Annotated in this window: 20 protein-coding genes and 1 tRNA gene; 10 read left to right on the top strand and 11 right to left on the bottom strand. The window is 69.0% G+C overall.

The window, feature by feature from the left end; translation table 11 throughout:
* Positions 1-120: 120 nt before the first annotated feature.
* Positions 121-1,803, bottom strand: coding sequence for a sigma-70 family RNA polymerase sigma factor (locus ACFWDI_RS27220; protein WP_385307650.1), 1,683 nt, complete (start codon positions 1,801-1,803; stop codon positions 121-123).
* Positions 1,804-2,359: 556 nt separating this feature from the next.
* Here ACFWDI_RS27220 and ACFWDI_RS27215 point away from each other — a divergent pair.
* The 4 genes from ACFWDI_RS27215 to ACFWDI_RS27200 are packed head-to-tail and all read left to right on the top strand — an operon-like array spanning position 2,360 to position 5,680.
* The gene (locus tag ACFWDI_RS27215) at positions 2,360-2,827 is read left to right on the top strand and encodes a hypothetical protein (RefSeq protein ID WP_385307741.1); all 468 of its coding nucleotides are present in this window, start codon (positions 2,360-2,362) and stop codon (positions 2,825-2,827) included.
* A 14-nt stretch (positions 2,828-2,841) separates the two neighbouring features.
* Complete coding sequence (locus tag ACFWDI_RS27210; protein WP_385307649.1) at positions 2,842-3,363, top strand: hypothetical protein; 522 nt, start codon at positions 2,842-2,844, stop codon at positions 3,361-3,363.
* Positions 3,363-4,499 (top strand): MAB_1171c family putative transporter, encoded by a 1,137-nt coding sequence (locus ACFWDI_RS27205; protein WP_385307647.1) that lies wholly within the window; start codon positions 3,363-3,365, stop codon positions 4,497-4,499. Before ACFWDI_RS27210 ends, ACFWDI_RS27205 begins: the two co-directional genes overlap by 1 nt.
* On the top strand, positions 4,496-5,680 hold the full coding sequence (locus ACFWDI_RS27200) for an amidohydrolase family protein (RefSeq protein WP_385307646.1): 1,185 nt from the start codon (positions 4,496-4,498) through the stop codon (positions 5,678-5,680). Before ACFWDI_RS27205 ends, ACFWDI_RS27200 begins: the two co-directional genes overlap by 4 nt.
* Positions 5,681-6,059: 379 nt before the next feature.
* Here the strand turns inward: ACFWDI_RS27200 and ACFWDI_RS27195 are convergent.
* The 5 genes from ACFWDI_RS27195 to ACFWDI_RS27175 form a co-directional block, all read right to left on the bottom strand.
* Positions 6,060-6,153: transfer RNA gene (locus ACFWDI_RS27195), tRNA-Ser, on the bottom strand.
* Positions 6,121-7,476: a GH1 family beta-glucosidase gene (locus ACFWDI_RS27190; protein WP_385307644.1), complete on the bottom strand. Its 1,356-nt coding sequence runs from the start codon at positions 7,474-7,476 to the stop codon at positions 6,121-6,123. Before ACFWDI_RS27190 ends, ACFWDI_RS27195 begins: the two co-directional genes overlap by 33 nt.
* Positions 7,477-7,508: 32 nt before the next feature.
* A complete protein-coding gene (locus ACFWDI_RS27185) occupies positions 7,509-8,372 on the bottom strand; it encodes a carbohydrate ABC transporter permease (protein ID WP_385307643.1) in 864 nt (287 codons plus the stop codon).
* On the bottom strand, positions 8,365-9,369 hold the full coding sequence (locus ACFWDI_RS27180) for a carbohydrate ABC transporter permease (RefSeq protein ID WP_385307642.1): 1,005 nt from the start codon (positions 9,367-9,369) through the stop codon (positions 8,365-8,367). The genes ACFWDI_RS27185 and ACFWDI_RS27180 overlap by 8 nt, the downstream gene beginning before the upstream one ends.
* A 10-nt stretch (positions 9,370-9,379) precedes the next feature.
* Positions 9,380-10,693 (bottom strand): ABC transporter substrate-binding protein, encoded by a 1,314-nt coding sequence (locus tag ACFWDI_RS27175; protein ID WP_385307641.1) that lies wholly within the window; start codon positions 10,691-10,693, stop codon positions 9,380-9,382.
* A 142-nt stretch (positions 10,694-10,835) separates the two neighbouring features.
* Here ACFWDI_RS27175 and ACFWDI_RS27170 point away from each other — a divergent pair, with 142 nt between their 5' ends.
* Both ACFWDI_RS27170 and ACFWDI_RS27165 read left to right on the top strand, forming a co-directional pair.
* Positions 10,836-12,110 (top strand): ROK family protein, encoded by a 1,275-nt coding sequence (locus ACFWDI_RS27170; RefSeq protein ID WP_385307640.1) that lies wholly within the window; start codon positions 10,836-10,838, stop codon positions 12,108-12,110.
* 78 nt (positions 12,111-12,188) lie between these two features.
* Entirely contained in the window at positions 12,189-13,436 is a 1,248-nt protein-coding gene (locus tag ACFWDI_RS27165) for a transglycosylase family protein (RefSeq protein ID WP_385307639.1), read from the top strand.
* Here ACFWDI_RS27165 and ACFWDI_RS27160 read toward each other — a convergent pair.
* Complete coding sequence (locus tag ACFWDI_RS27160) at positions 13,338-14,396, bottom strand: DMT family transporter (RefSeq protein WP_385307637.1); 1,059 nt, start codon at positions 14,394-14,396, stop codon at positions 13,338-13,340. The genes ACFWDI_RS27165 and ACFWDI_RS27160 overlap by 99 nt on opposite strands.
* A 254-nt stretch (positions 14,397-14,650) precedes the next feature.
* On the opposite strand from ACFWDI_RS27160, the gene ACFWDI_RS27155 reads away from it, so the two are divergent.
* The 4 genes from ACFWDI_RS27155 (at position 14,651) to ACFWDI_RS27140 (ending at position 18,578) form a co-directional block, all read left to right on the top strand.
* Positions 14,651-15,400 (top strand): (2Fe-2S)-binding protein, encoded by a 750-nt coding sequence (locus tag ACFWDI_RS27155; protein WP_385307636.1) that lies wholly within the window; start codon positions 14,651-14,653, stop codon positions 15,398-15,400.
* Positions 15,401-15,559: 159 nt separating this feature from the next.
* Positions 15,560-16,723, top strand: coding sequence for a glycogen synthase (gene glgA / locus ACFWDI_RS27150; RefSeq protein WP_385307635.1), 1,164 nt, complete (start codon positions 15,560-15,562; stop codon positions 16,721-16,723).
* Positions 16,724-16,769: 46 nt separating this feature from the next.
* Positions 16,770-17,987: a glucose-1-phosphate adenylyltransferase gene (gene glgC, locus ACFWDI_RS27145; RefSeq protein WP_385307634.1), complete on the top strand. Its 1,218-nt coding sequence runs from the start codon at positions 16,770-16,772 to the stop codon at positions 17,985-17,987.
* 174 nt (positions 17,988-18,161) lie between these two features.
* On the top strand, positions 18,162-18,578 hold the full coding sequence (locus ACFWDI_RS27140) for an ATP-binding protein (RefSeq protein ID WP_385307633.1): 417 nt from the start codon (positions 18,162-18,164) through the stop codon (positions 18,576-18,578).
* A 29-nt stretch (positions 18,579-18,607) separates the two neighbouring features.
* Here ACFWDI_RS27140 and ACFWDI_RS27135 read toward each other — a convergent pair whose 3' ends face one another.
* The 4 genes from ACFWDI_RS27135 to ACFWDI_RS27120 all read right to left on the bottom strand — a co-directional run bounded on the left by ACFWDI_RS27135 (position 18,608) and on the right by ACFWDI_RS27120 (position 21,840).
* Positions 18,608-19,417 carry an endo alpha-1,4 polygalactosaminidase gene (locus ACFWDI_RS27135; RefSeq protein WP_327327382.1) on the bottom strand — a complete coding sequence of 270 codons (810 nt, stop codon included), beginning with the start codon at positions 19,415-19,417 and terminating at the stop codon, positions 18,608-18,610.
* The gene (locus ACFWDI_RS27130) at positions 19,414-20,073 is read right to left on the bottom strand and encodes a spherulation-specific family 4 protein (protein WP_385307632.1); all 660 of its coding nucleotides are present in this window, start codon (positions 20,071-20,073) and stop codon (positions 19,414-19,416) included. The genes ACFWDI_RS27135 and ACFWDI_RS27130 overlap by 4 nt, the downstream gene beginning before the upstream one ends.
* Positions 20,074-20,221: 148 nt before the next feature.
* On the bottom strand, positions 20,222-21,118 hold the full coding sequence (locus ACFWDI_RS27125; protein ID WP_385307630.1) for an NAD-dependent epimerase/dehydratase family protein: 897 nt from the start codon (positions 21,116-21,118) through the stop codon (positions 20,222-20,224).
* A gap of 8 nt (positions 21,119-21,126) precedes the next feature.
* On the bottom strand, positions 21,127-21,840 hold the full coding sequence (locus ACFWDI_RS27120) for an NDP-sugar synthase (RefSeq protein WP_385307629.1): 714 nt from the start codon (positions 21,838-21,840) through the stop codon (positions 21,127-21,129).
* Positions 21,841-21,883 lie beyond the last annotated feature (43 nt).

Raw genomic sequence — 21,883 nt, 5'->3', positions numbered from 1 at the left:
CGTGTGTACAGACGGTCACAAGGAGGACTGCGCTCGGCGGCGGCCATCCCGCCACTTTGCTAACACTTTGCTAAATGGCCCGTGCGACTGGATGGTGTCGCACGGGCCCCGGTCAGTCAGTCACTTGACGTCGACGCGGTAGCGGAGCCGTGGGGCGTTGTAGTAGTTGTACGTGAGCACGACGGGGGCGTCCTTCTCCGGCGGCGGATCGTTCCCTTCCCACCAGTCCAGCATGCCGAGTTGCATCTCGTCCCAGGGCTTGCCGTCCTCGAGTTCGGCGCGCACCAGGTAGCTGCCGTCGCTCTCGCCCCACCACGGGTCGAAGCGGAACAGCTGTCCGTCGCCGACCGCGCGGCAGGGTCCCATCCTGATCCGCATGTTGGCGGCGTTGTCGTACACCTCCTGGGTGCCTCCGAGGTAGTCGATGCAGTCGCCAGTGGCGGCATTGCGCAGCCAGGTGTAGTCCTTGTTCTCCTTGAACGAAAAGGTCTCCCAGACCTGGCCCTTACCGTCGTCGCACGGGTTCTGGACGACACTCGTGCCGGCCGGCTCGACGCACATGGCAGTGACTCCCGCGTTGCGGAGGCTGCCCGACCATTTGACGGGCCCGAGGTCGGCCCCGGTGGGCGATGGCTGCGCCGGTTCCTCGGATGCGGGACCTGACGCTGTGGCGGAGTGCCCGACCTGGCGCGCCGAAGCGGCCTGGGAGGGCGTGGCTGTGAGCGTGACGGGCGGCGGATGCTCGGAGACCGAAATGGGCGGCTGTCCTGACCGCGCAGGCGGCGAGCTCGCAGGCCCCTTCCCGTCGTCACCGAAAGGCATCGGCGCGACGAGGACTGCGATCCCGATGGCGGCGACGACGGAACCGGCGACCGCGCCCGAGGACAGCGGGGCGTCCTTGGCCTTGGCCCACCACCCCGTACCGCCGTCCAGGGGGACGGAGCCGTGCGGTGCGGCGGGTGCGACGGCCATACCACCGGCACTCGCGCCCGCTTCCGCCAGCCGCGCCGCCACATACGCCGAGCCTCCCCACAACAGCACTCCGGCCGGCAGCACCGAGCCCAGCCGCTCGTTGAGTTCGGTGAGTTCGATGAGCGCGCTGCGACAGCGCTCACACTCCGCAAGGTGCCGGTCGAGGTCCTTGTTCGTACGGCGGCCGGTGCGGCGAACGGCGGCGCCGAGCAGGGAGCTGTAGCGGCGGCACTCGTCGGTGCCGGAGGCGTTCTCTCCGTACGCCGCCAGATAGGCCTCGCGCAGACCTTCCCGGGCGCGGGAGGCCAGCGAGCTGACACCGCTCGCGCCCAGGCCGAGCAGGGGGCCGACCTTCGTGACCGGTTCCTCCTCGACGGCGGTGTGCCAGAGGACGGTCTGCCAGCGCTCGGGCAACGAGCGGAACGCCCGTAACACAAGGCTGTTCTCCTCCAGGCGGAGCATCCGCTCCTCACCGCTCTCCGCCTCGGGGCTGTCGGCGTTGGCGAGCCACTGCTCGAAGTCGGCTGACAGTTCGGTGCGGCGAGCTGTGCCCGCCCAGTCGGAGGCGGTGCGGCGGACGATGGTGAGGAGGTACGGGCGCCAGGCGGCCTCCGGACCGCCGCCGGACCGTACGGCTTGGAGTGTGCGGGTGAAGGCTTCCGAGGCGAGGTCTTCGGCGGTGTGCCGATCGCGGCAGCAGGCGAGTGCGTAGCAGAGAACGGCGGACCGGTGCCGGCGGTACAGCTCGTCCACCGGGGCTCCGGACTCCAACTCTCTGATCGCTGCGGTGAGTTCGGCGTCAGATGGGGACGTCTCCTGGTCATCGGGCATGCGTCACCGAGGCCTTCCACATGGGGGAAACGGCATTCTGGCCGATGTTCGAATCCCGACGGAACCGTCTCGGGTGATTTGGCTCGAGGAGCAAAACGCCGAAGACTCTTGGCACATCCGGAGTGTGAGAAATCGGAAACGAGGACGTTACATGGCATGCCTCGGGATCGGCTGCCGCCGTCAACGCAATGCGGGCCCCGTACAACGCGGACCCCGTCTGCGGGATTCGACGAGGGCGGTGGCTGAGCACTCGCTCCTCGACGGGCGGTAAGTCGGTCGGGGAGGTACTCATCGGACTCCCTCAAGGACCGGCGGCGGCCGACGTTGATCGATCGGAGCGTCTGGCCAGTAGAAGACTGTCGCGTCGACTTGTCCATCGCCACCACACTCTTCTCGCACCCCACACATCACTTATTCTTTGGCGAGGCGTCCAATATATTGCCACCCAACCACGCTTGAGGCCAACAAGATACGCAAGTGGTCCAATAGATGGCGCAGCATGGCTGATTTGCCATGCCAAGGGCGCGGAGATCGAACCTATGCTGGGAGCGTGATCATGAAGGCAGAGGGCGACCAGGGGCAACGGCGCTCACTGGCCGAGCGGTTGAACACCTTGTTCGCGGTGTCGCGATTGATCGATACCCACGGCCGACAAAGGGAGTACTCGACCGCCGAAGTGGCCAAGGCGGTCACCGCCGACACGTCGCATCCGGCGACCCTGTCCCGGAGTTACCTGGCCATGCTCCGTAACGGGTCTCACACCAACCCGACGTTGAGCGTGCTCGAGGGTCTCGCCAAGTTCTTTGACGACCACCGCCCCTCGGGAACAGCACCGATCACAGTGCAGTCACTGGTCGCCCAGGACGATCCCGAGGATGAGCTGTTGCGGCAGCGGCTTGCCGATCACCAGGTGCGAGCGATCGCGATGAGGGCGGGCGCGATGACACCAGCCATGCGCAAGCAACTGCTCATGATGATTGCGGTCTTCGATCAGGACGACACTCCCGACCCGGACACTGGATAGCAAGAAGGCAGATAGTGGTCGTACGCGAACGCGAACTACGCCGGCACTGCAAACAGCTGCTGCGAAAACTCGACATCCAACCTCCGCTGCACCTGGATGACCTGTGTCGCAGACTCGGTGAACATCTGGGCAAACCCATCCGGCTGATTCCCTGGGCGCTGCCGGTCCCGGGACCGTTCGGATTATGGATGTCCCGGCCGAACGAGGAGGTCATCTTCTATCGGGCGGAAACCACCCGTGTTCACCAGGATCACATCATCTTGCACGAGATCGGCCATATTCTCGCCGATCACCAGGACGACGGTGACCCGGACGGGGAATTCCCCGATTTCGGCCCGGACTTCCCCCGTGACCTGATCATCCGGGGCTTTCGTCGCACCTGCTACACCAAGGATTACGAACGCGAGGCAGAACTGGTCGCAACGATCATCCAGGAGTGGGCGATGGTCATCGACTATGTGAGTGCCCGCACGCCCGAGGACCCGGCCCTGGATCCGCTGGGTGCGGCACTGAACCCCCCGTGGGGGTGGGCGTGATGTTCCAAGTGCCGCTGATCATCCTGCTGGGTGTCGGGGTACTGTGGAAGGGCATAGACCTGGCACGCGCCCCGCACGACCGGGTGCTGCGCTTCCTTGTCGCCTCACTGGTCCTCCTGATGGCCGGGGAGATCCTCAGCTTCCCCGAGGCCAACGAGTCGATCGACACGGCCACGGCCGTCGGCCTCGGCAAGGTGGCGTTCAACGGGCTCTACATGTCCGGCCTCTTCGCCCTCGTCCTGGTCTTCGTCTCCGCCATGCGTGGCGCGGAAGCCTACCGTCGGCACCTGCGGATCAACACCGGCCTGCTCGTCGGTACCCTGACCGCCCTGGTCCTCGCCGTGATCGCCACACCTGCGGGGATGCGCGGCCACTCCTTGAGCACCCCGGACATGGCACATCCGGCCATCGCCTCGTTCTACCTCGTCGGCAACGCCTACTTCGTCTACGCCTACCTGGCGTCCGGCCTGTGGGCCCTGCACTATGCGCGCAGGGCGTCCCGGAACCTCGGGCTGGGGCTGCTGACCATGGCCCTGGGACTTATCGGACTGACGATCACGTCGGTCAACCGAATGATCCTGGTGGCTCTGCGCGTCGACGAACCCGGGTCGCACGAGGCGTTCAACACGGTGAACTGGTCGCTGTCCGACTGGGCCATGGGCATTGCCCTCATCGGAATCTGCTACTCGGGCGGCGTGCAACTGATCACCCGCCTGCGGTCGGTCGTGCACCACCGCCGCAGGTATCACGAGCTCGCCGCACTGTGGACGGCGTTGACCGCCGCCTATCCGGAACTCGTCCTGAACCGGCCGCCGGACAGGTCCAGATGGCAGCGTCTCCGCCGGCGTCGCGCCTACGAGCGGCGGTTTTATCGTCGGCTCATCGAATGCCGTGACGGACTGGTGCGCTTGAGTCCCTACCTGACTCGTGTCGCCCCCGATGCCGATCTTGCCCGTGGCCCGGCCGATCAACTTGCGCAGCACATCAACGAGGCGCTGGCGCTGAAGCCGGCTGCCGAGTCCCCTCACACGGAACTGTCCGCCGCTCTTGTCGCGTCGCCCGCCGCCAACGACCTGGGCGCCGACGCCGACGAACTGATCGCTCTGTCACACGCCCTGCGTGAAAGGACATCATGAACAAGGTACTGATCATCGCGGACCGCGTCATCGCTGGGCCTGCGGATCAGGTGACCGTCGACGGCGCCGTATTCGTCGAGTCCGGCATGGTCGCCGCCGTCGGTGCCGCCGCCGACTTGGACGCGGTGGTCGATGCACAGGTGCCTCGGTTGCGGTGTCCCGGGGCGACGGTGATGCCCGGAATGACCGACTGCCATGTCCACCTGGCCTTCGACGCGGGTCCGGATCCGATCAATGCGGTGGCCGAGGCAGACCCGGGCGAGCTGTCCACCTCCATCGCGGAGCGCGCCGAACAGATGCTGGCCGCCGGGGTGACGACCGTACGAGATCTCGGTGACCGTGACGCGCTCACCGTGGCGTTGCGTACCTCCATCGACTCCGGGGCCAGAGTCGGGCCACGTATCGTCGCCGCGACCGCACCGTTGACCTCACGCGGGGGCCATTGCGGCTTCCTCGGCGGAGAAGTGAGCACGGACGACGACATCCGCGCACAGATCGCCCGCAACGCGGCAGCGGGAGCCGATCTGATCAAGGTGATGGCCTCGGGCGGAGCGCTCACCCCGAGCGGCCCAAGGATGTGGGAGGCGCAGTTCACGCCCGGTCAGCTGCGCCTGATCGTCGAGGAAGCCGATCGCCATGGCCTGGGAGTGGCCGCGCACGCGCACGGCTCGGAGACCATTACCCATTGTGTGGATGCCGGTGTCCGAACGCTGGAGCACTGTTCCTGGCGCACTGCGGAGGGCATCGTCCACGATCCGGCGGTCATACGCCGCATGGTCGAGAACGACGTGGCCGTCTGCCGCTGTGTCTCCGGGGACTGGCGGCTGTTCCTCGATCAAATGGGGCCCGAGCGTGCGAAGGCGATGGCCGAGGTCATCCTGGAAATGCGGGAGGCCGGTGTCCGTTTCATCGCCGGCACCGACGCGGGCGTGCCAGGAGCACGGTTCGGCGACTACGTCGGCATGCTCGAATTCTTCGCCTCGCTCGGTTTCACCCATGCCGAGATCCTCGACATGGCCACCGTCAACGCCGCCCATGCCCTCGGACTGTCCGACACAGGCACCCTCGCTCCCGGCATGCGCGCCGACCTCATCGTCGTCGACGGCAACCCGTTGACCGAGTTGGGCGCCCTCCGCGAGATCCGACAGATCTTCACGGCAGGTCGCCCGGTCACCAGGTGAGGAGCGCAGAACCTTCGCGGGCATGCGTCACGCGCGAACCGCACGCCCGAACCCGGCATTTGTAGACTGGCCACAAGGAGCAACACCCCTTCAGGCTCCGCTCGCAGCGCCTCCGGCTCCTTCAGTGCACTGCCGCTGCACGGATGGCCACCCCTTGGCCACCCCCGACCCTACTGATACTGACCCGATGATCAGCAGAAACCCCAAGAAGTAGCAGTTCAACGGCCTCTCCCGGGATCACAAACGCATCGACGATCCCAGAGAGTGGAACCTTGACCTACGCATTCCATGCACAGCCGACACGAGCCCTCTGACCGCACATTCCAAGGTCGATAAAACGAAGAAACCGCAGGTCAAAAGCTTGACCTGCGGTTTCCCATGGAGCCGCCTTCGGGATTCGAACCCGAGGCCTGCGCATGACGAGTGCGCAGGCCCCCGGATCACGCCGCCCTTCGTGCCCTTCGCGACGCGGCGCGGATGATGTCCGCGTAGCGCTGCCCGCTGCCCTTGATGGTGCGGCGCTGCGTCGTGTAGTCGACGTGGACAAGGCCGAACCGCTTGTCGTAGCCGTACGCCCACTCGAAGTTGTCCAGCAGCGACCAGGCGAAGTAGCCGGCGACCGGCGCGCCCTGGCGCGCGGCCCGTCCGCAGGCCGCCAGGTGCTCCTCCAGGTACTGGACGCGCTCGGGGTCGTCGATCGTCCCGTCCGCCCGGACGACGTCCGGATAGGCCGAGCCGTTCTCGGTGACATGGATGCGCTGCGCGCCGTATTCCTCGGTCACTCGGAGGAGGAGTTGTTCCAGGCCGTCCGCATGGACCTCCCAGTCCATGGCGGTGTGCCGGACGCCCGGCAGATAGATCTGTTTGGCGTACGGCACGGGGCCGGTCGGGTCGGCGGTGACGATCTGGCGGAAGTAGTAGTTCAGCCCCAGCCAGTCCAGCGGCGCCGCGATGGTCTTCAAGTCGCCTGCATGCTCCGGAAGTTCGACGCCGTACAGCTCGAGCATGTCCTGCGGATAGCCGCGGCCGTGGATCGGGTCGAGCCACCAGCGGTTGGTGTGGCCGTCCGCCCGGACGGCGGCGGCGTGGTCCTCCGCGCGATCGGTCGCCGGCTCGATCGGGCTGAGGTTGTTGACGATGCCGACGCGCGCGTCGGACGAGGCCGCGCGGATCGCCTGGACGGCCAGACCGTGGCCGAGGTGCAGATGGTACGAGGCGTGCACCGCGGCCCTGAGATCGGTCAGGCCCGGCGCCATCCGGCCCTCCAGATGGCCGATCCACGCCGAGCAGAGTGGCTCGTTGAGCGTCGCCCAGTCCTTGACCCGGTCGCCGAGCCGTTCGGCGACGGCGGAGGCGTACATCGCGAAGTGCTCCGCGGTCTCGCGGGCCGGCCAGCCGCCCCGGTCCTGGAGCGTCTGCGGCAGGTCCCAGTGGTAGAGCGTCGCGAACGGCGTGATGCCCGCGTCGAGGAGAGCGTCGACCAGCCGGTCGTAGAAGGCGATGCCCGCCCTGTTCACCGGCCCGTCTCCGCCGGGCACGATCCGCGGCCAGGCGATCGAGAACCGGTAGGCGTCGATGCCGAGTTGCTTCATCAGCCCGATGTCTTCCGGCCAGCGGTGGTAGTGGTCGCAGGCCACATCGCCGGTGTCGCCGCCCGCGACCGCTCCCGGCGTGTGGGAGAAGGTGTCCCAGATCGACGGGGAGCGGCCGTCCTCGGCCACGGCCCCCTCGATCTGGTACGCGGCGGTGGCTGCGCCCCAAGTGAAGTCGGCCGGAAGGGCGTTGAGGTCGTTCACGGACTGCCTTTCTGCTGGGGTCGGGGGACGGATCACTTGACGGCGCCCGCGGTGAGGCCGGCGACGAGATAGCGCTGGAGCAGCAGGAACCCGGCGACGACGGGCACGCTGACGACAAGCGAGGCGGCCATGACCTGGTTCCAGTAGACGTCGTTCTGGGTGGCGTAGCCCTTGAGCCCGACGGAGAGCGTGCGGGTGACGTCGTTCGTCATCACGGAGGCGAACAGGACTTCGCCCCAGGCCGTCATGAACGCGTAGACGGCCACGGCGACGATGCCGGGGACAGCTGCCGGCACCACGACCCGGAAGAGCGCGCCGAGCGGTCCGCAGCCGTCCACCATCGCGGCCTCGTCCAGATCCCGCGGGATCGAGTCGAAGTAGCCGATCAGCATCCAGATGGAGAAGGGGAGCGAGAACGTCAGATAGGTGAGGATCAGCCCGCCGCGTGAGCCGTACAGGGCGATGCCGGTGCTGTTCCCGATATTGACGAAGATCAGGAACAGTGGGAGCAGGAAGAGGATGCCGGGGAACATCTGGGTGGACAGCACCGTGATGGTGAAGACCCGTCGGCCGCGGAATCGGTAGCGGCTCACGGCGTACGCGGCGAACACCGCGATCACCACCGACAGGACGGTCGCCGCACCCGCCACGATCAGTGAGTTGAGGAAGTAGCGGGCGAGCGGAACGGTGTTCCAGATGTCGAAGTACGGCCGGATCGTGAGCCTCGACGGAATCCACTGGAACTTCCCCGACACGTCCTGCAGCGGCTTGACCGAGCTGCTGACCATCACATAGACGGGAAGCAGCGCGAACGCCGTGAGGAACGTCAGCACGACGCGGCGCGTCCAGAGAAACGACTGCGGCGGCGCGCTCGGAGACCTGGGCGGCCTAGGCATCGGCGCCCCTCCTTCCACGGGAGGTGAGCAGCAGATAGACGGCCGTCACCAGCAGCAGGAACAGCAGCAGCAGGACGGACATCGCGGATCCCGAGCCGAAGTTCCAGGCGACGAACGACGACTGGTAGATATGGACCGAGATCAGGTCGGCGGCCTCCGGAGCGGCCCTGCCGAACAGCACATACGGCGTGTTGAAGTCGTTGAAGGTCCACAGGAACAGCACGAGCACCAGTACCTGGTTGACCGGGCGCAGCGACGGCAGCGTGATCTTGCGGATCTGCTGCCAGACGCCTGCGCCGTCGATCGCCGCCGCCTCGTACAGCTCGCGGGGGATGTTCTGCAGCCCCGCCATGACGATGAGGAAGGCGAACGGCCAGGACTTCCAGACCGCGACCACGACCAGCGCGATGAAGCTGTTGTCGCCGATCAGCCAGAAGGACGGCTGGTCGGTGAGACCGAGCTGGTCGTGCAGCACATGGTTGATCAGGCCGTTGTCGCGCTGGAACATGAAGGCCCAGGTGATGACGGCGGCGTACACCGGCAGGGCGTACGGGGTGAGGAAGACGGCCCGCAGGAAGCCGCGGCCGCGGAAGTTCTCCTGCATCATGATCGCCGCACCGACGCCGAACAGCCAGGACAGTGCGACGGCGAAGACGGTGAACAGGCAGGTGACGTAGAAGGAGTGGAGCAGGGCCTGGCCGATCGGCGCGTCGAAGTCGACGGCGACCTTGTAGTTGTCGAGCGCCGCCCAGGGGGCCTCGCCCCAGTTGCGGATGTAGAACTGCGTGAGCCGGCGGAAGCTCATCACGATGCCGATGACCATCGGAATGAGATGGACGAGCAGTTCGAGCACGACGGCCGGCAGGAGCAGGAGATAGGGCAGGCCGCCGTGGCGGATACGGTCCGGGATACGCGGAAGTCGTCTGCGCGCGTCCCCCTTGCCCGAGCTCGCACCGCTGTCGGCCCGGTCCGTCCGGCCGGGAGCCACGATGGTCATAGGGAAGCCCTCACTGCTGCATCTGCTGCTGGGCCTTGGCCAGGCGTGCCTTGACCGACTCGGTCGTCACCGGCAGTCCCGCCGCGGCGTCCGCCCACAGCTCCTTGACGGCGGTGCCGACAGCCGTCTCGAACTGCGACTCGGTCGGCACCTGGGGCAGCGGGGCGGCGCTGGCGGTCAGCGTGTCGCGCAGGACCCTCAGATCGGGCGCGGAGAACGCCGGGTCCTGCTGCGCGGCCTTGACCGGCGGAATGGATCCGTACGTCTTGTTGAGCAGCTTCTGCTCGGCGTCGCTCGTCATGAACTTCACGAACTTCTTGGCGCCGTCGATGTTCTTCGTGTTCTTGAAGACCGCCATATTGATGCCCGCGACCATGGAGTTGGTGTTCCGGCCGGTGCCGGGAGCGCCGGCCGGGACCGGTACGGGCGCCACGCCCCAGTCCGCGGGCTTCATGCCCTGCGCGGCGAACGTCGAGGCGGCGGCCTGCCACAGCACCATGGCCGTCTTGCCGCGTGCGAAGTCCTGGAGGGACTGGTTCTGGGCGTACTCCGCGTTGCCGGGAGCGATGATCTTGTCCTTGGCCATGAAGTCGACATACTGCTTCACCGCGGCGACTGCGCCGTCCGAGGTGAAGGTGGGCTTGGCCGAGGAGTCGAAGAAGTCCGCGCCGTGCTGCTTTCCGAGGACAAAGACCTGGTGGATGTTGTTCGCGAGGTTTCCGCCCTCGGCCCCCAGCGCCCATTTCCCGTTCTTCGAGAGCTTCTTGCCGTCCGCGACCAGCTGGTCCCAGGTGGCCGGCGGCTGCGAGATGCCCGCCTCGGCGAACATCTTCTTGTTGTAGTAGAGCGCGTACGCGAGCGAGTACAGCGGTACGGCCGCGGGGTCCTTGCCCTCCGCCCCGGCCGAGGCGACCGCCGAACCGACGAAGCGGTCACGTCCGCCGATCGCGTCGAAGTTCTTGTCGTCCCAGGGCAGCAGTGCGCCGGTCGCCTGGAGGGAGGCCGACCAGGTGTTGCCTATGTTGAGGACGTCGGGGCCCTGGCCGGACGTGGTGGCGGCGAGGATCCGGTTGAGGAGATCGGACCAGGGGACCACCTCGAGCTTGACCTTGATGCCCGTCTGCTGCTCGAACTTCTTGAGTTCGGGTGTGAGGATCTTCTTGTCGGCTTCGACGTCGGGGCCCTGATTGGAGGCCCAGTACGTGAGCGTCCTGGGCGATTCGTTGCTGCCGCCTCCGTCGGCGGAGGTGCCTCCGCCGCAGCCTGTGACGGCGGCGAGTGCGGTGACGGCGGTGACGGCTGCTGCGGCTCTGATCGTGCGCATGAGAGGTGGCCCCTTCCCGGGGGTGGCTGCGTTCGGTTCCCGAACGGTCTCCCTGGCTTAATTCATGTCGTGATTTAAGAGGTGAGGGAAGTTCGCGTCAAGGTCTGCGGCCGGGGTATGTTGCGTCCAGGGAAGGAGCACCATGGCGGAGCGCAACAGACGGACAGTGCGCGACCTGCGGCGCGGCAACCGCGCCCGGGTACTGCAACGGTTGTATTTCGACGGCCCGTTGAGCCGCCAGGAGCTCGGCCCCGCTACCGGGCTGAGTTCAGGATCCATCAGCAACGTCGTCTCGGAGCTCGTCGCCGAGGGAGTGCTGGAGGAGGCCGGAGTGGTCGACTCCGACGGCGGCCGCCCGCGCACCCTGCTGCGCGTCACCCCCGGCGGCGGACTGGTGATCGGCATCGACATCGGCGAGACCCGCGTACGCGTCGAACTCTTCGACCTCTCGCTCACCGAACTCGCCCGCACCGAACGCCCGCTGGCCCAGCACGGCTACGACGTCGAGCGCATCGTCGCCCATGTCCGCACCGGCGTCTCCGACGTCCTGCGGGACGCGGACGCAGACGCGACGAGTCTTCTCGGCATCGGGATCGGCGTCCCCGGAATCATCGAACAGGACACCCCCGACGGCGCGGTCGTACACGGCCAGACCATCGGCTGGAGCGCCGTGCCCTTCGAGAAGCTCCTCCGCGCCGCCGTCGAACTGCCCCCAGAAGTACCGCTGTTCATCGACAACGGCGCCAAGACGCTCGGCCAGGCCGAAATGTGGTTCGGCGGCGGCCGCGGCGCCCGCGAGGCCGCCGTCGCGCTCATCGGCTCCGGAGTCGGCGCCTGTGTCGTGCACGCCGCCACGCCCGACGAGAACGCCAGCAGCAGTGCGCTCGAATGGGGCCATACGACCGTACGGATCCGGGGACGACGGTGCCGCTGCGGCTCTCTCGGCTGTCTGGAGGCGTACGCGGGCGCGGAAGCGCTGCGCGAGCGCTGGCAGGAGGCGGGCGGACCGCCGGCGGCCGACGTCGACGACGAGACCGCGCTGGCCGCGCTGCTCGCCGCGGCCTTCCCCGGCCCGGACGGCCCCGAGCCCGACCCGGTCGCACTCTCACTGCTCGACGACACCGCCGAGTACCTGGGTGCGGCCGTCGCCGACCTGATCAACCTCTTCCGGCCCGAACGCATCCTGCTCGGCGGCTGGGCCGGACTGCTGCTCGGCCCGCATCTCCTCCCCGAAGTGCGCCGGTACGCGGGGGAGTACGCCCTGCGCCACGCAGGCGCCCGCACCACCATCGAACTGGGACGACTCGGTCCGGACGCGGTCACCGTCGGTGCTGCGACCCTGCCGCTCGCCGACTTCCTGGCGCGCGGCGGCAGTCGGCCGCCGGCTGTCACCCGGGCCACAGTGCGCGGGAGCTGACCCCTTGTCATGGCGCGTGCCGTGCACCTAGTTTGGCCGCTTGTGATGTGACCTGCATACCAGTGGGGGAGTCCCGAGATGGCCGCAACCGGTCGGCACCGCCGATACCAGCCGAGCCGCATCAACCGTGCTTCTCTCACTGTCACGGCGGGCGGTGCGGGCATGGCTCTGCCGCTCATCGGCGCGGGCACGACCCATGCTGCCTCGGTGGACGTCTGGGAGAAGGTCGCGTCCTGCGAGTCCACCAACAACTGGAAGATCAACACCGGCAACGGCTACTACGGCGGGCTGCAGTTCACCCAGTCCACCTGGGAGGCGTACGGGGGCAGGGAGTTCGCCCCGCGCGCGGATCTCGCCGGCAAGGACCAGCAGATAGCCATCGCCGAGAGGGTCCTCAAGGGCCAGGGCCCCGGGGCCTGGCCCGTCTGCTCCGCACGCGCCGGGCTCACCCGTGGCGGTGACGCCCCCGACATCGCACCGGAGAGGCGATTAGCGCCGCAGAGTGAGCACAGATACGAACGCAAGGCAGCGCCGAAGAAGGCCACGCCGACCACCGTGCCCACACATCGCGAGGGCTACACGGTCGCCCGCGGCGACTCACTCTCCAAGATCGCGGACTCCGAGCAGGTCAGGGGCGGCTGGCATCAGCTGTACGCACAGAACCGCACCGTCGTCGGCCCCGACCCCGACCTCATCCACCCGGGCCAGAAGCTGATCCTGCGCATCGAGGCTCCCAAGCCCGACCCGAGGCCCGACCCGACCGCTGCGCCGGCCCAGCAGAAGCCGAAGGACCGGCCCAAGCAGCAGGCACCGAAGCAGGACCGGCCCAAGCAGCAGGCACCGAAGCAGGAGCGGCCCAAGCAGCAGGCACCCAAGAAGCAGGCGCCCAAGCAGGTGCATGCGGCCAAGCCCGCGCACCGGAGCGGACTCAGCGCCCCCGTGCAAGCGAGCCCCGGCACCCCCTACGGCAAGCCCGGCTCCTCCTGGGCCAGTGGTTACCACACCGGCCTGGACTTCCCGGTCCCCACCGGCACCTCGGTGAAGGCCGTCGCCTCCGGCCGCGTCGTCTCGGCCGGCTGGGGCGACGCGTACGGCTATCAGGTCGTCATCCGCCACGCGGACGGCAAGTACAGCCAGTACGCGCACCTGTCGGCGCTCACCGTGCGCTCCGGCCAGCAGGTCAGCAGCGGTCAGCGGATCGCACGCTCGGGTTCCACCGGCAACAGCTCAGGGCCGCATCTCCATTTCGAGGTGCGTACGGGTCCCGGATACGGGTCCGACATCGATCCCGTCGCCTACCTCAGATCGGGCGGCGTCTCCGTCTGACGGGCGCCCGTGCGGAGGTACGTGGCGCCCTCGGGGTTCCACGTGGCGCATCCGCGGTTCCGATCGGCGGACCGGCTGTTGCGCGGGGCGCATCCGCGCGTCCGTCTCCGCCGGTGATTCCGCCTCCGCGCGCGTCGCCTTGATCCGCTCTGTCGTCAGCAGCATCAGCCCGCCCGCCGCCACGACACCGAAGCCGAGCGCGAACACGGTGCCCGGCACGCCGTACCGGAAGGTCTCACCGAACATCGTGATGCCGACAGCGGCCGCCACCACCGGATTGACGACCGTGACGGTGGCCAGCGGGGCAGCGAGTCCCGCGCCGTGGTAGGAGGACTGGGAGAGCAGTAGACCACCGCAGGCCAGGGCGGCGATCACCAGCAGGCTCGGCCACTGGTCGAGCGGCGCGGACCACGTCCAGTCCACCGCGACGGTTTTGGTGAACACCGAGGCGATACCGAAGGCCACACCCGCGGCGGCGGCGAGCAGCACACTGCGGATGATCGGCCGGTTCACGGTCTGGGCGGCCAGGAAGAGCAGCGCCACACCGCCGAAGGTCGCGGCGGCCAGCACCCCGCGCTGCCCGCCGTCCAACGAGTGGGAGGTGGATGTGCCGGTCAGCGCCAGCAGCCCGGCCAGCCCGGCGGTCGCCATGATCGCGCCGCGCCAGGCGGCGGCCCCAGCCCTGCGCCGTACGAACAGCGCCGCCATCGGCAGCGCGAAGACGATGGTCAGCGCGCCGAGCGGCTGGACCAGGCTCAGCGGCCCGTACGCCAGCGCCATCACATGCAGCACGGCGCCGAGCCCGTTGAGAGCGACGGCGCCCCACCACGCGGCGTGGTGCAGCGGTGCGTACGGCCGGGCCGAGGTGGAGGCAGCGACATGCTCCTGCGTGATCGCCCCGGCCGCATAAGCGACCGCGGAGACCAGTGACAGCACCACGGCCAGCGCGAGGGAACTCATAGAGACCACGATCTCCCGCTTCAGCGTTCACGTCGTCGTCCTTGAGCAGGCACTTGGACCTACTGCCGAAGTAGTACGCGCGTCGGTCAAATCCCCCTCTCGGCGGGGGCGCACGTCGGCGAGGGGGAGACCGACCGGCTCAGTTCCAAGACGTACTCACCCATATGGACGCATACGGCGTTCTCCGTCCAGTGTCCCCGCCCCGGCCGGGCATCGCGAGCCGTGACTACGGTGACCTGGTGCGGGCATGCCGCATGTCAGGGGCAGAACACCTCGTACGGATGATGACAGAGAGCGGGAGCGTGGTCGTGGATCTGGAGGAGGTGGGCTCCGTCGGTGGCTTCTTCGCCCTGCGGACCGGCACACCGGGCGAGCGGCAGCTCCCGCTTGCGCGGCTGTACGCGGGCGACACGGCGCCGCTCACGGCCCGTATCGACACGGTCGCAGCCCGCCTTCGCGCCCCCGAGCGCAGGGTCGCCGCCTCCATCGCCCACCTGGGACTCGCGGCCCGGCTCTGGTCGGTCGCGCTGGGCTCCGCCGCGCTGCACGGACTGCTGCCCGACCTCGACCCCGCGCGGCTGCACTGGGACCCGGACCGCAGCGCGCCCGACGATCTGCGGCTGACCGTCGCACATCCGCTGCCGGCGACCGCGGAAACGGTCCGCGAGGTGGTGCAGTACGGCCACCTCGTCCCCCTGGCGGACGCGCTCCACGGCGACGTACGGATCTCCCGGCAACTGCTGTGGGGCAACGCGGGCTCCGCACTCGCCGGGGCCGTACGCGAGCTCCACGCCTGGGCGCGGCGCAGTGGCCGGCCGGAAGTGGGCGAACGGGCATCGGCGCTCGCCGCCGGACTCCTCGCCCACCCCGATCTGTCCGGCACGGTCCACGGTCCCGCGCTGCGGCGCCGCAGCTGCTGTCTCTACTACCGCTGCCCGGGGGGCGGGCTGTGCGGCGACTGTGTCTTCGACCGTCCGCCGCAGCGCTCCGCGCAGCGGTCCTGACCGCGGTCTTCCGCGCACGCCGTATGTGAGTGACCATCGTGGGGTGCTGTTTCTTCCTGGGGGACGCAGTCCCCGATTGCGGCTCCGCCGCGGGTCGGCCCCCCGGCCGGAAAGCAGGCCATGGGGGCTGAGCCGACCGCCTTCGCGAGGTGAGTCTCCGTGAAGGTGGGACTGCTCACGCGCGAGTATCCGCCGGACGTCTACGGGGGCGCCGGGGTCCATGTGGAGTTCCTGGCCCGGGAGTTACGCGCCCTCGCCGACATCGAGGTGCACTGCTGGGGCGAGGGCGCGGCCGAAGGGGTCCTGCGCCACCAGCCGCTCGCCGGACTCGACGGCGCGAACGACGCACTGCGCGCCTTCTCCGTCGACCTCGCGATGGCCGCCGAGCTCCAGGGCCGCGAACTGGTCCACTCCCACACCTGGTACGCCAATCTCGCCGGTCATCTCGCCAAGCTGCTCCACGGCGTACCGCATGTGATGACCGCGCACTCGCTGGAGCCACTGCGCCCCTGGAAGGCCGAGCAGCTGGGCGGCGGCTACGCCCTCTCCAGCTGGGCCGAGCGCACGGCGATCGAGGCCGCGGACGCGGTGATCGCCGTCTCCCGCGGTATGCGCGCCGACATCCTCGCCTGCTATCCCGCCCTCGATCCGGACCGGGTGCATGTCGTCCACAACGGCATCGACACCCGTATGTACCGTCCCGACCACGAGACGACCGCACTCGAGCGCATCGGCCTCGACCCGCACCGCCCGTTCGTCCTCTTCGTCGGCCGTATCACCCGGCAGAAAGGCGTCCCGCATCTGCTGCGCGCCGCCCGCTCCTTCGACCCGGACGCCCAGCTGGTGCTGGCGGCCGGCGCCCCCGACACCCCGGAGATCGGACATGAGTTCCGGGAGCTGGTCGAGGAGCTGGACCGCGTACGCGACGGGGTGCACTGGATTCCCGAGATGCTGCCGCGTCCACAGGTGATCCAACTCCTCAGCCATGCCGCGGTGTTCGTCTGCCCCTCGGTGTACGAGCCGCTGGGCATCGTCAATCTGGAGGCCATGGCCTGCGGAACGGCCGTCGTCGCGTCGGCGGTCGGCGGCATCCCCGAGGTCGTGGACGACGGACGCACGGGACTGCTCGTGCCCTACGACGCCGCTCACCCCGAAGCCTTCGAGTCGGGTCTCACCCAGTCGGTGAACCGGGTTCTCGACGACGCCGGGGAGGCAGCGAGGATGGGCGCGGCCGGACGCGATCGCGCGGTACGCGAGTTCGGCTGGGACCAGGTGGCCCGGCGCACGTACGAGGTGTACGAGGAGTTGCTCAAACAGCCATAGCGGCCATGGCGGGCATGGCGGGCATGGCACGCATAGAGGGGGCGCGATGCGCGGTGGACCTTCGGTGCTCGGAATCGTACTGGCCGGCGGGGAGGGCAAGCGGCTGATGCCGCTCACCGCCGACCGGGCAAAACCGGCGGTGACCTTCGGCGGCATGTACCGGCTCGTCGATTTCGTCCTCTCCAGCCTCGTCAACGGCGACATCCTGCGTATCTGCGTACTGACCCAGTACAAGTCGCACTCGCTGGACCGCCATGTGACCACCACCTGGCGGATGTCGAGTCTGCTCGGCAACTACGTCACGCCCGTACCGGCCCAGCAGCGGCTCGGCCGGCGCTGGTATCTCGGCAGTGCGGACGCGATCCTGCAGTCACTCAACCTCGTCAACGACGAACAGCCCGACTACATCGCGGTGTTCGGCGCCGACCACGTCTACCGGATGGATCCGCGACAGATGCTGCAGCGGCACATCGAGAGCGGAGCCGGCGTCACCGTCGCCGGGATCAAGGTGCCGCGCGCCGAAGCGTCCTCCTTCGGGATCATCACACCCGCCTCCGACGGTGGTCGGGTCGAGCGGTTCCTGGAGAAGCCCGCCGACCCGCCGGGGCTGCAGGGCGACCCCGGCCGGGTATTCGCCTCCATGGGCAACTACCTCTTCTCCACCAAGGTGCTCGTGGACGCTCTCCACCGGGACGCCGAGGACGAGCGCTCGGTCCATGACATGGGCGGCTCGATACTGCCGATGCTCACCGAGCGCGGTGTGGCACACCTCTACGACTTCGATGAGAACCATGTGCCCGGTGAGAGTGCGCGGGAGCACGGTTACTGGCGTGATGTGGGCACCATCGACACGTACTACGAAGCCCATATGGATCTGATTCCGGACCGTCCGGTCTTCGACCTCGACAACCGGCGCTGGCCCCTCTACACCCACTCCGGCCAGCTGCCGCCCGCCCGCCTCATCGGCGCGGGCATCGCGAGCGAGTCGATCATCAGCCCCGGCTGTGTCGTCCGCGGCCAGGTCACCCGGTCCGTGCTCTCGCCCGGCGTCGTCGTCGGAGAAGGGGCGGTGGTGCAGGGCTCGGTCCTCCACGACAACGTTCGCATCGGTCGGGGCGCGGTGGTTCGTGGCTCGATCCTGGACAAGAACGTGGATGTCCCGCCCGGCGCGACGATCGGCGTCAACCCCGAGCGCGACCAGGAGCTTTACACCGTCTCGAAGAACGGAGTCATCGCGCTGGGGAAGGGCCGGCGCGTGCTGTGAGGCTTGCCGACCCAAAGACAGGCCCCGCGGCTGATTGCCGATCGTGCCACCCGGGCATCACAGGGGTGAGGGGCCTGTCGTTGCGTGGACGCCTCCGACGGCTGCCCCGGTCGGTTTTCTTGGCCTGAACCGGCTGCCGAGTGAAGACTGCCCAGTGAGGAACGGAGTGATTCCATGCGTGCGCACAGGCAAGCCCGTCGGCGAGCCGCATGCGCGACGTACACCCTGCCGCAGGCAGAGACATCGGCCCGCTGGGCGCGGCATCTGACGACCGCCTTCCTCACCAGCGGACGCGGCGAGGAGGTGTCCGGGGACCAGGTGCAAGACGTGACCCTGGTCGTCTCGGAGCTCGTCGCCAATGCCACCCGGCACGGCCGCAGCGGCTGCCGACTCCGGCTGCACATCGACACCGGACTGGTCACCGTCGAAGTGGAGGACAGCAGTCCCATACCGCCGCGGTTGTGTTCAGCGCAGGAGACGGACGAGGGTGGGCGGGGCATCGCGTTGGTGCGTCAGCTCGCGCAGCACTTCGCCGTGCGCGGCGGACCCGGTGGCGGCAAGACCGTACAGGCCGTACTCGCCTCGAGCTGAAGGAGAGCGGCTCTCCTTCAGCCGTGCCCTCAGCACGGCTGGCGCCACACCCCCAGATCGAGCTTCTTGCGCATGGAACTGAGCCCCAGCTGGCGAGCACGCTTGCAGAACTTGTCGACCGGGAGCGCGTACTCGACATGGAAGACCGCCTTGCCGGCCTTCACAAAAGGTGTCAGCGCCGCGCAGTCGCCGTACTGCGCGCATTCCTCGTTCACGGCGAAGTCGAAATCGCCCACCAGCTGGGGCACTTGAGGCAGATCGTTCTTCAGCCCCACCGACAGGCCGCGCTCGTGCGCCAGGCGCGCGATCATGCGGTTGTACGCGAGCTGGTGCGCGGCGGTCAGCGGAAAGCCGGTCTCGTTGAGATAGGCGTCCAGCAGATCGGGCTCGACCGCGTCGAAGCCGCGTGACCGGCAGATGTCCATGCGCTCGGCCATCAGCGGGCGGAGGGTGTCGAGACGGCGGATGTCCAGCCAGCGTTCACCCTCCCAGCCGTTCTGGCCGCCCAGGACGGCGGCGGAGAAGTTCCTGTGGTCGGGGCGGAAGGACTCCCACGCGCCGGCGTTGATGTAGCAGATGACCTTGCGGCCGGCCCGGTGGAGCCGGCGGACGGTCGCCGCGTCGTTCTCGAAGCCGTCGATGTCGTAGACCGGTACGTCGACGCGGTCGTCGATCGGGCCGTCGAGCTGCCACTGCCAGGCGGTACCGGGCCGCGGCAGCCAGCGCGGTCCTGGAGTGGGGTGATCCGGGGTGGGGTCCGGAGGCGGCGCCGAGCAGGCTGCCAGCAGCAGAAGAGCGAGGCCGAGGATCACGGTCCGCAGCCGGGTCGTGCAGTTCATGAGGCCTTCCGGAGAACGGGCGGCAGTGCCGACCACGGGTTGGGCCCGTGGCCGGGTACGGCGCAGTGCACCGCGGCACGGCGGAGTTCCGCGGTACGGGCGGCGAGCCCGCAGAGCCCGGCCGGCACCCCGTGCACCAGGTGACAGAAGCGGGCCGGCGGATGACCGGCGGTCCAGGACGGGGCGGCCGGGGCCACCCGGTAGGCGTCCCAGCCGCCCTCGAAGGTGACCAGCAGATCGGCGAGCGCCGCATAGCCGGCGGCGGGATGGACGCCCGGGTTGAGCACGACGGTCTGCCCGCCGCGCGGCCGCGCGGCACGGGTCAGCCGCCGGTAGTGGCGCAGCCCGGCCGCGTCGGGAGCGACCTGGTCGAGGAAGAACCCGTCCGTGGCGTACCACTCGCGGTAGCGCTCGAAGTCGTGCACGACCGCCCGGGCCGGGCGGCGCCCGTAGTCCGTGTCCGCGTATCCCAGCACCCGTACACCGGCCGCCCGCAGTGCGCGGACGGCGGCGGCGAACGCCGGGTCGGGGGCGTTGCCGGGTCCGTCGTCGATATTGAGCACCACGCCGTAGAGGAGTGGTGCGGAGGCGACGAGGACGTCCCAGGCGTCGGGGTTGACGGCGGGGTGGACGTACATCGGCACGAGGAGTGTCATGCGTGACGGCCCTCCGATGCCGTGCCGGCGGAGCCCGGATCGCCGCGGTGCGGCTGGTGGTTGCCGGGCGCGGGCCGGATGCTCGCCGCCGGTGCGCGCGTCTCTGCGGCCCAGCCGTCGAAGCACACGACCCGCCCCGTCGCCCCGGTCATCGGGCTGCCCCGGCCGGGGCCGATGACTCCCACAGGGCGGTGAGGGAGTCGTCCAAGGTGCGTTCCGGTCGCCAGTCCAGCGCGGCACGCGCCGCCGCGATGTCCGCGCACTGCCAGGACACGGCCGGCGAACGCGCCGAGCCGTCGCCCGTCTGCTCGAGGCGGCCGCGGAAGCCGGCCACCCGCACCAGTGAGTCCGCCAGTTCGCGTACCGCGGTGGCGCGGCCGCTGCCGATGTTGAGTACGGGCGGCAGCGGCCCGGCAGCCGTCGCCGCGCGGACGGCCGCGTCCGCGACGTCCCGTGCGTCGACGAAGTCACGGTGCGCGGACAGGTCGCCGACCTGGACGGCGCCCTCGTCACCGGCCCGCCGCAGCTCGCCGGCGAGCCGTCCGGGCAGCCCCGCGGCGGGCGCACCGGGACCGACGGGGTTGAAGACGCGGAGCACGACCGCGTCGAGTCCGGAGGAGTTGACGGCGACCGTACCGGCCAGCTTGGTGGCTCCGTAAGGGCTCAGCGGCCTGGTTGCGGCCGACTCGGCGACGGGCGAGCCGGGTGCGGTCGGCCCGTACTCCGCGGCGGACCCGAGATGGACGAGCCGGGCGCCCGGTGCCGCGTCCCGCAGCGCCTCGCAGAGCGCGGCCGGACCGCGCGCGTTGATGTCGGTGAGGTGTACGGCGCTGCCGGCCACCGCGCCCGCGCAGTTGACGACGACGGAGGGCGAGGCGGCGTGCAGCGCGTCCGCGAGGACGCCGGGACCGGCGGTGAGGTCGAAGGGCACATCGGCCGCCGCGGACCGCCCGCCGACGAGCAGCCGCACGCCCGGCAGGGCGCGCAGCTGCTCGGCGGTGTGCCCGCCCAGGAATCCGGTGGAGCCCAGGAGGAGGATGCGCACGGAACCTCTCACGCTCCCTTGAGGAGGAGACCGCGGTGGGTGGTGAACTCCGCGTTCGCCCGGTCGTAGTCGTCGGGGCGGCCGATGTCGAGCCAGTAGCCGTCGAAGTCGTAGGCGTGCGGCGGGTTCTGGGCCTTGAGCAGGTCCAGTACGAGCTCGTCGAAGCCGAGCGGCAGACCGGGCGTGTAGCCGGCGAGGGTTTCCCGGTTGAGTCCGTACACGCCCATGGAGACGCGGTAGTCGATGCTCGGCTTCTCGGCGAAGCCGACGACCTTGCCCGACTCCGTGGTGAGCACCCCGAAGTCGATGGCGACCTTGCGGGCGTAGGTGGCGACGGTGAGCGGTGCGTCGGACTCCCGGTGCTGCCTGATGACGTCCCCGTAGTCGAGGTCGGTGAGGATGTCGCCGTTCATGACGAGGAACTCGTCGGGCAGCCGGTCCATCATCGTGAGCAGCGGGCCCATGGTGCCGAGCGGGCTGTCCTCGGTGGAGTAGCCGACGCGCAGGCCCCATTGGGAGCCGTTGCCGACGTACGCGCGGATGATGTGTCCGAGGTGGCCGATGGCGATGGTGCAGCTGGTGAAGCCGGCGGCGGCGAGCTGGCGCAGCACTATCTCGAGGATCGCGTGTTGGTCACCGATGGGCACCAGCGGCTTCGGTAACGCGGTGGTGTACGGCCGGAGGCGGACGCCCTTGCCTCCGGCGAGGATCACTGCGTGCATGAAGACTCCCCTGTCAGTACTGTCGGTGTTCTGTTGGGTGGCG

This window comes from Streptomyces sp. NPDC060064 (genome assembly GCF_042736455.1).
Taxonomy (GTDB): Bacteria; Actinomycetota; Actinomycetes; order Streptomycetales; family Streptomycetaceae; genus Streptomyces.
Note: the sequence above shows the minus strand (reverse complement) of the source record. Positions and strands in the feature narration are given on the sequence as shown.

Excerpts from the sequence above, each read along its gene's own strand:
- ACFWDI_RS27180 (WP_385307642.1), bottom strand. The coding sequence starts at position 9,369 with ATGACCATCGTGGCTCCCGGCCGGACGGACCGGGCCGACAGCGGTGCG.
- ACFWDI_RS27200 (WP_385307646.1), top strand. The coding sequence starts at position 4,496 with ATGAACAAGGTACTGATCATCGCGGACCGCGTCATCGCTGGGCCTGCG.
- ACFWDI_RS27140 (WP_385307633.1), top strand. The coding sequence starts at position 18,162 with ATGCGTGCGCACAGGCAAGCCCGTCGGCGAGCCGCATGCGCGACGTAC.
- ACFWDI_RS27205 (WP_385307647.1), top strand. The coding sequence starts at position 3,363 with ATGTTCCAAGTGCCGCTGATCATCCTGCTGGGTGTCGGGGTACTGTGG.
- ACFWDI_RS27170 (WP_385307640.1), top strand. The coding sequence starts at position 10,836 with ATGGCGGAGCGCAACAGACGGACAGTGCGCGACCTGCGGCGCGGCAAC.
- ACFWDI_RS27135 (WP_327327382.1), bottom strand. The coding sequence starts at position 19,417 with ATGAACTGCACGACCCGGCTGCGGACCGTGATCCTCGGCCTCGCTCTT.
- ACFWDI_RS27130 (WP_385307632.1), bottom strand. The coding sequence starts at position 20,073 with ATGACACTCCTCGTGCCGATGTACGTCCACCCCGCCGTCAACCCCGAC.
- ACFWDI_RS27155 (WP_385307636.1), top strand. The coding sequence starts at position 14,651 with ATGTCAGGGGCAGAACACCTCGTACGGATGATGACAGAGAGCGGGAGC.
- ACFWDI_RS27120 (WP_385307629.1), bottom strand. The coding sequence starts at position 21,840 with ATGCACGCAGTGATCCTCGCCGGAGGCAAGGGCGTCCGCCTCCGGCCG.
- glgC (WP_385307634.1), top strand. The coding sequence starts at position 16,770 with ATGCGCGGTGGACCTTCGGTGCTCGGAATCGTACTGGCCGGCGGGGAG.
- ACFWDI_RS27175 (WP_385307641.1), bottom strand. The coding sequence starts at position 10,693 with ATGCGCACGATCAGAGCCGCAGCAGCCGTCACCGCCGTCACCGCACTC.
- ACFWDI_RS27215 (WP_385307741.1), top strand. The coding sequence starts at position 2,360 with ATGAAGGCAGAGGGCGACCAGGGGCAACGGCGCTCACTGGCCGAGCGG.
- ACFWDI_RS27160 (WP_385307637.1), bottom strand. The coding sequence starts at position 14,396 with ATGAGTTCCCTCGCGCTGGCCGTGGTGCTGTCACTGGTCTCCGCGGTC.
- ACFWDI_RS27185 (WP_385307643.1), bottom strand. The coding sequence starts at position 8,372 with ATGCCTAGGCCGCCCAGGTCTCCGAGCGCGCCGCCGCAGTCGTTTCTC.
- ACFWDI_RS27220 (WP_385307650.1), bottom strand. The coding sequence starts at position 1,803 with ATGCCCGATGACCAGGAGACGTCCCCATCTGACGCCGAACTCACCGCA.
- ACFWDI_RS27165 (WP_385307639.1), top strand. The coding sequence starts at position 12,189 with ATGGCCGCAACCGGTCGGCACCGCCGATACCAGCCGAGCCGCATCAAC.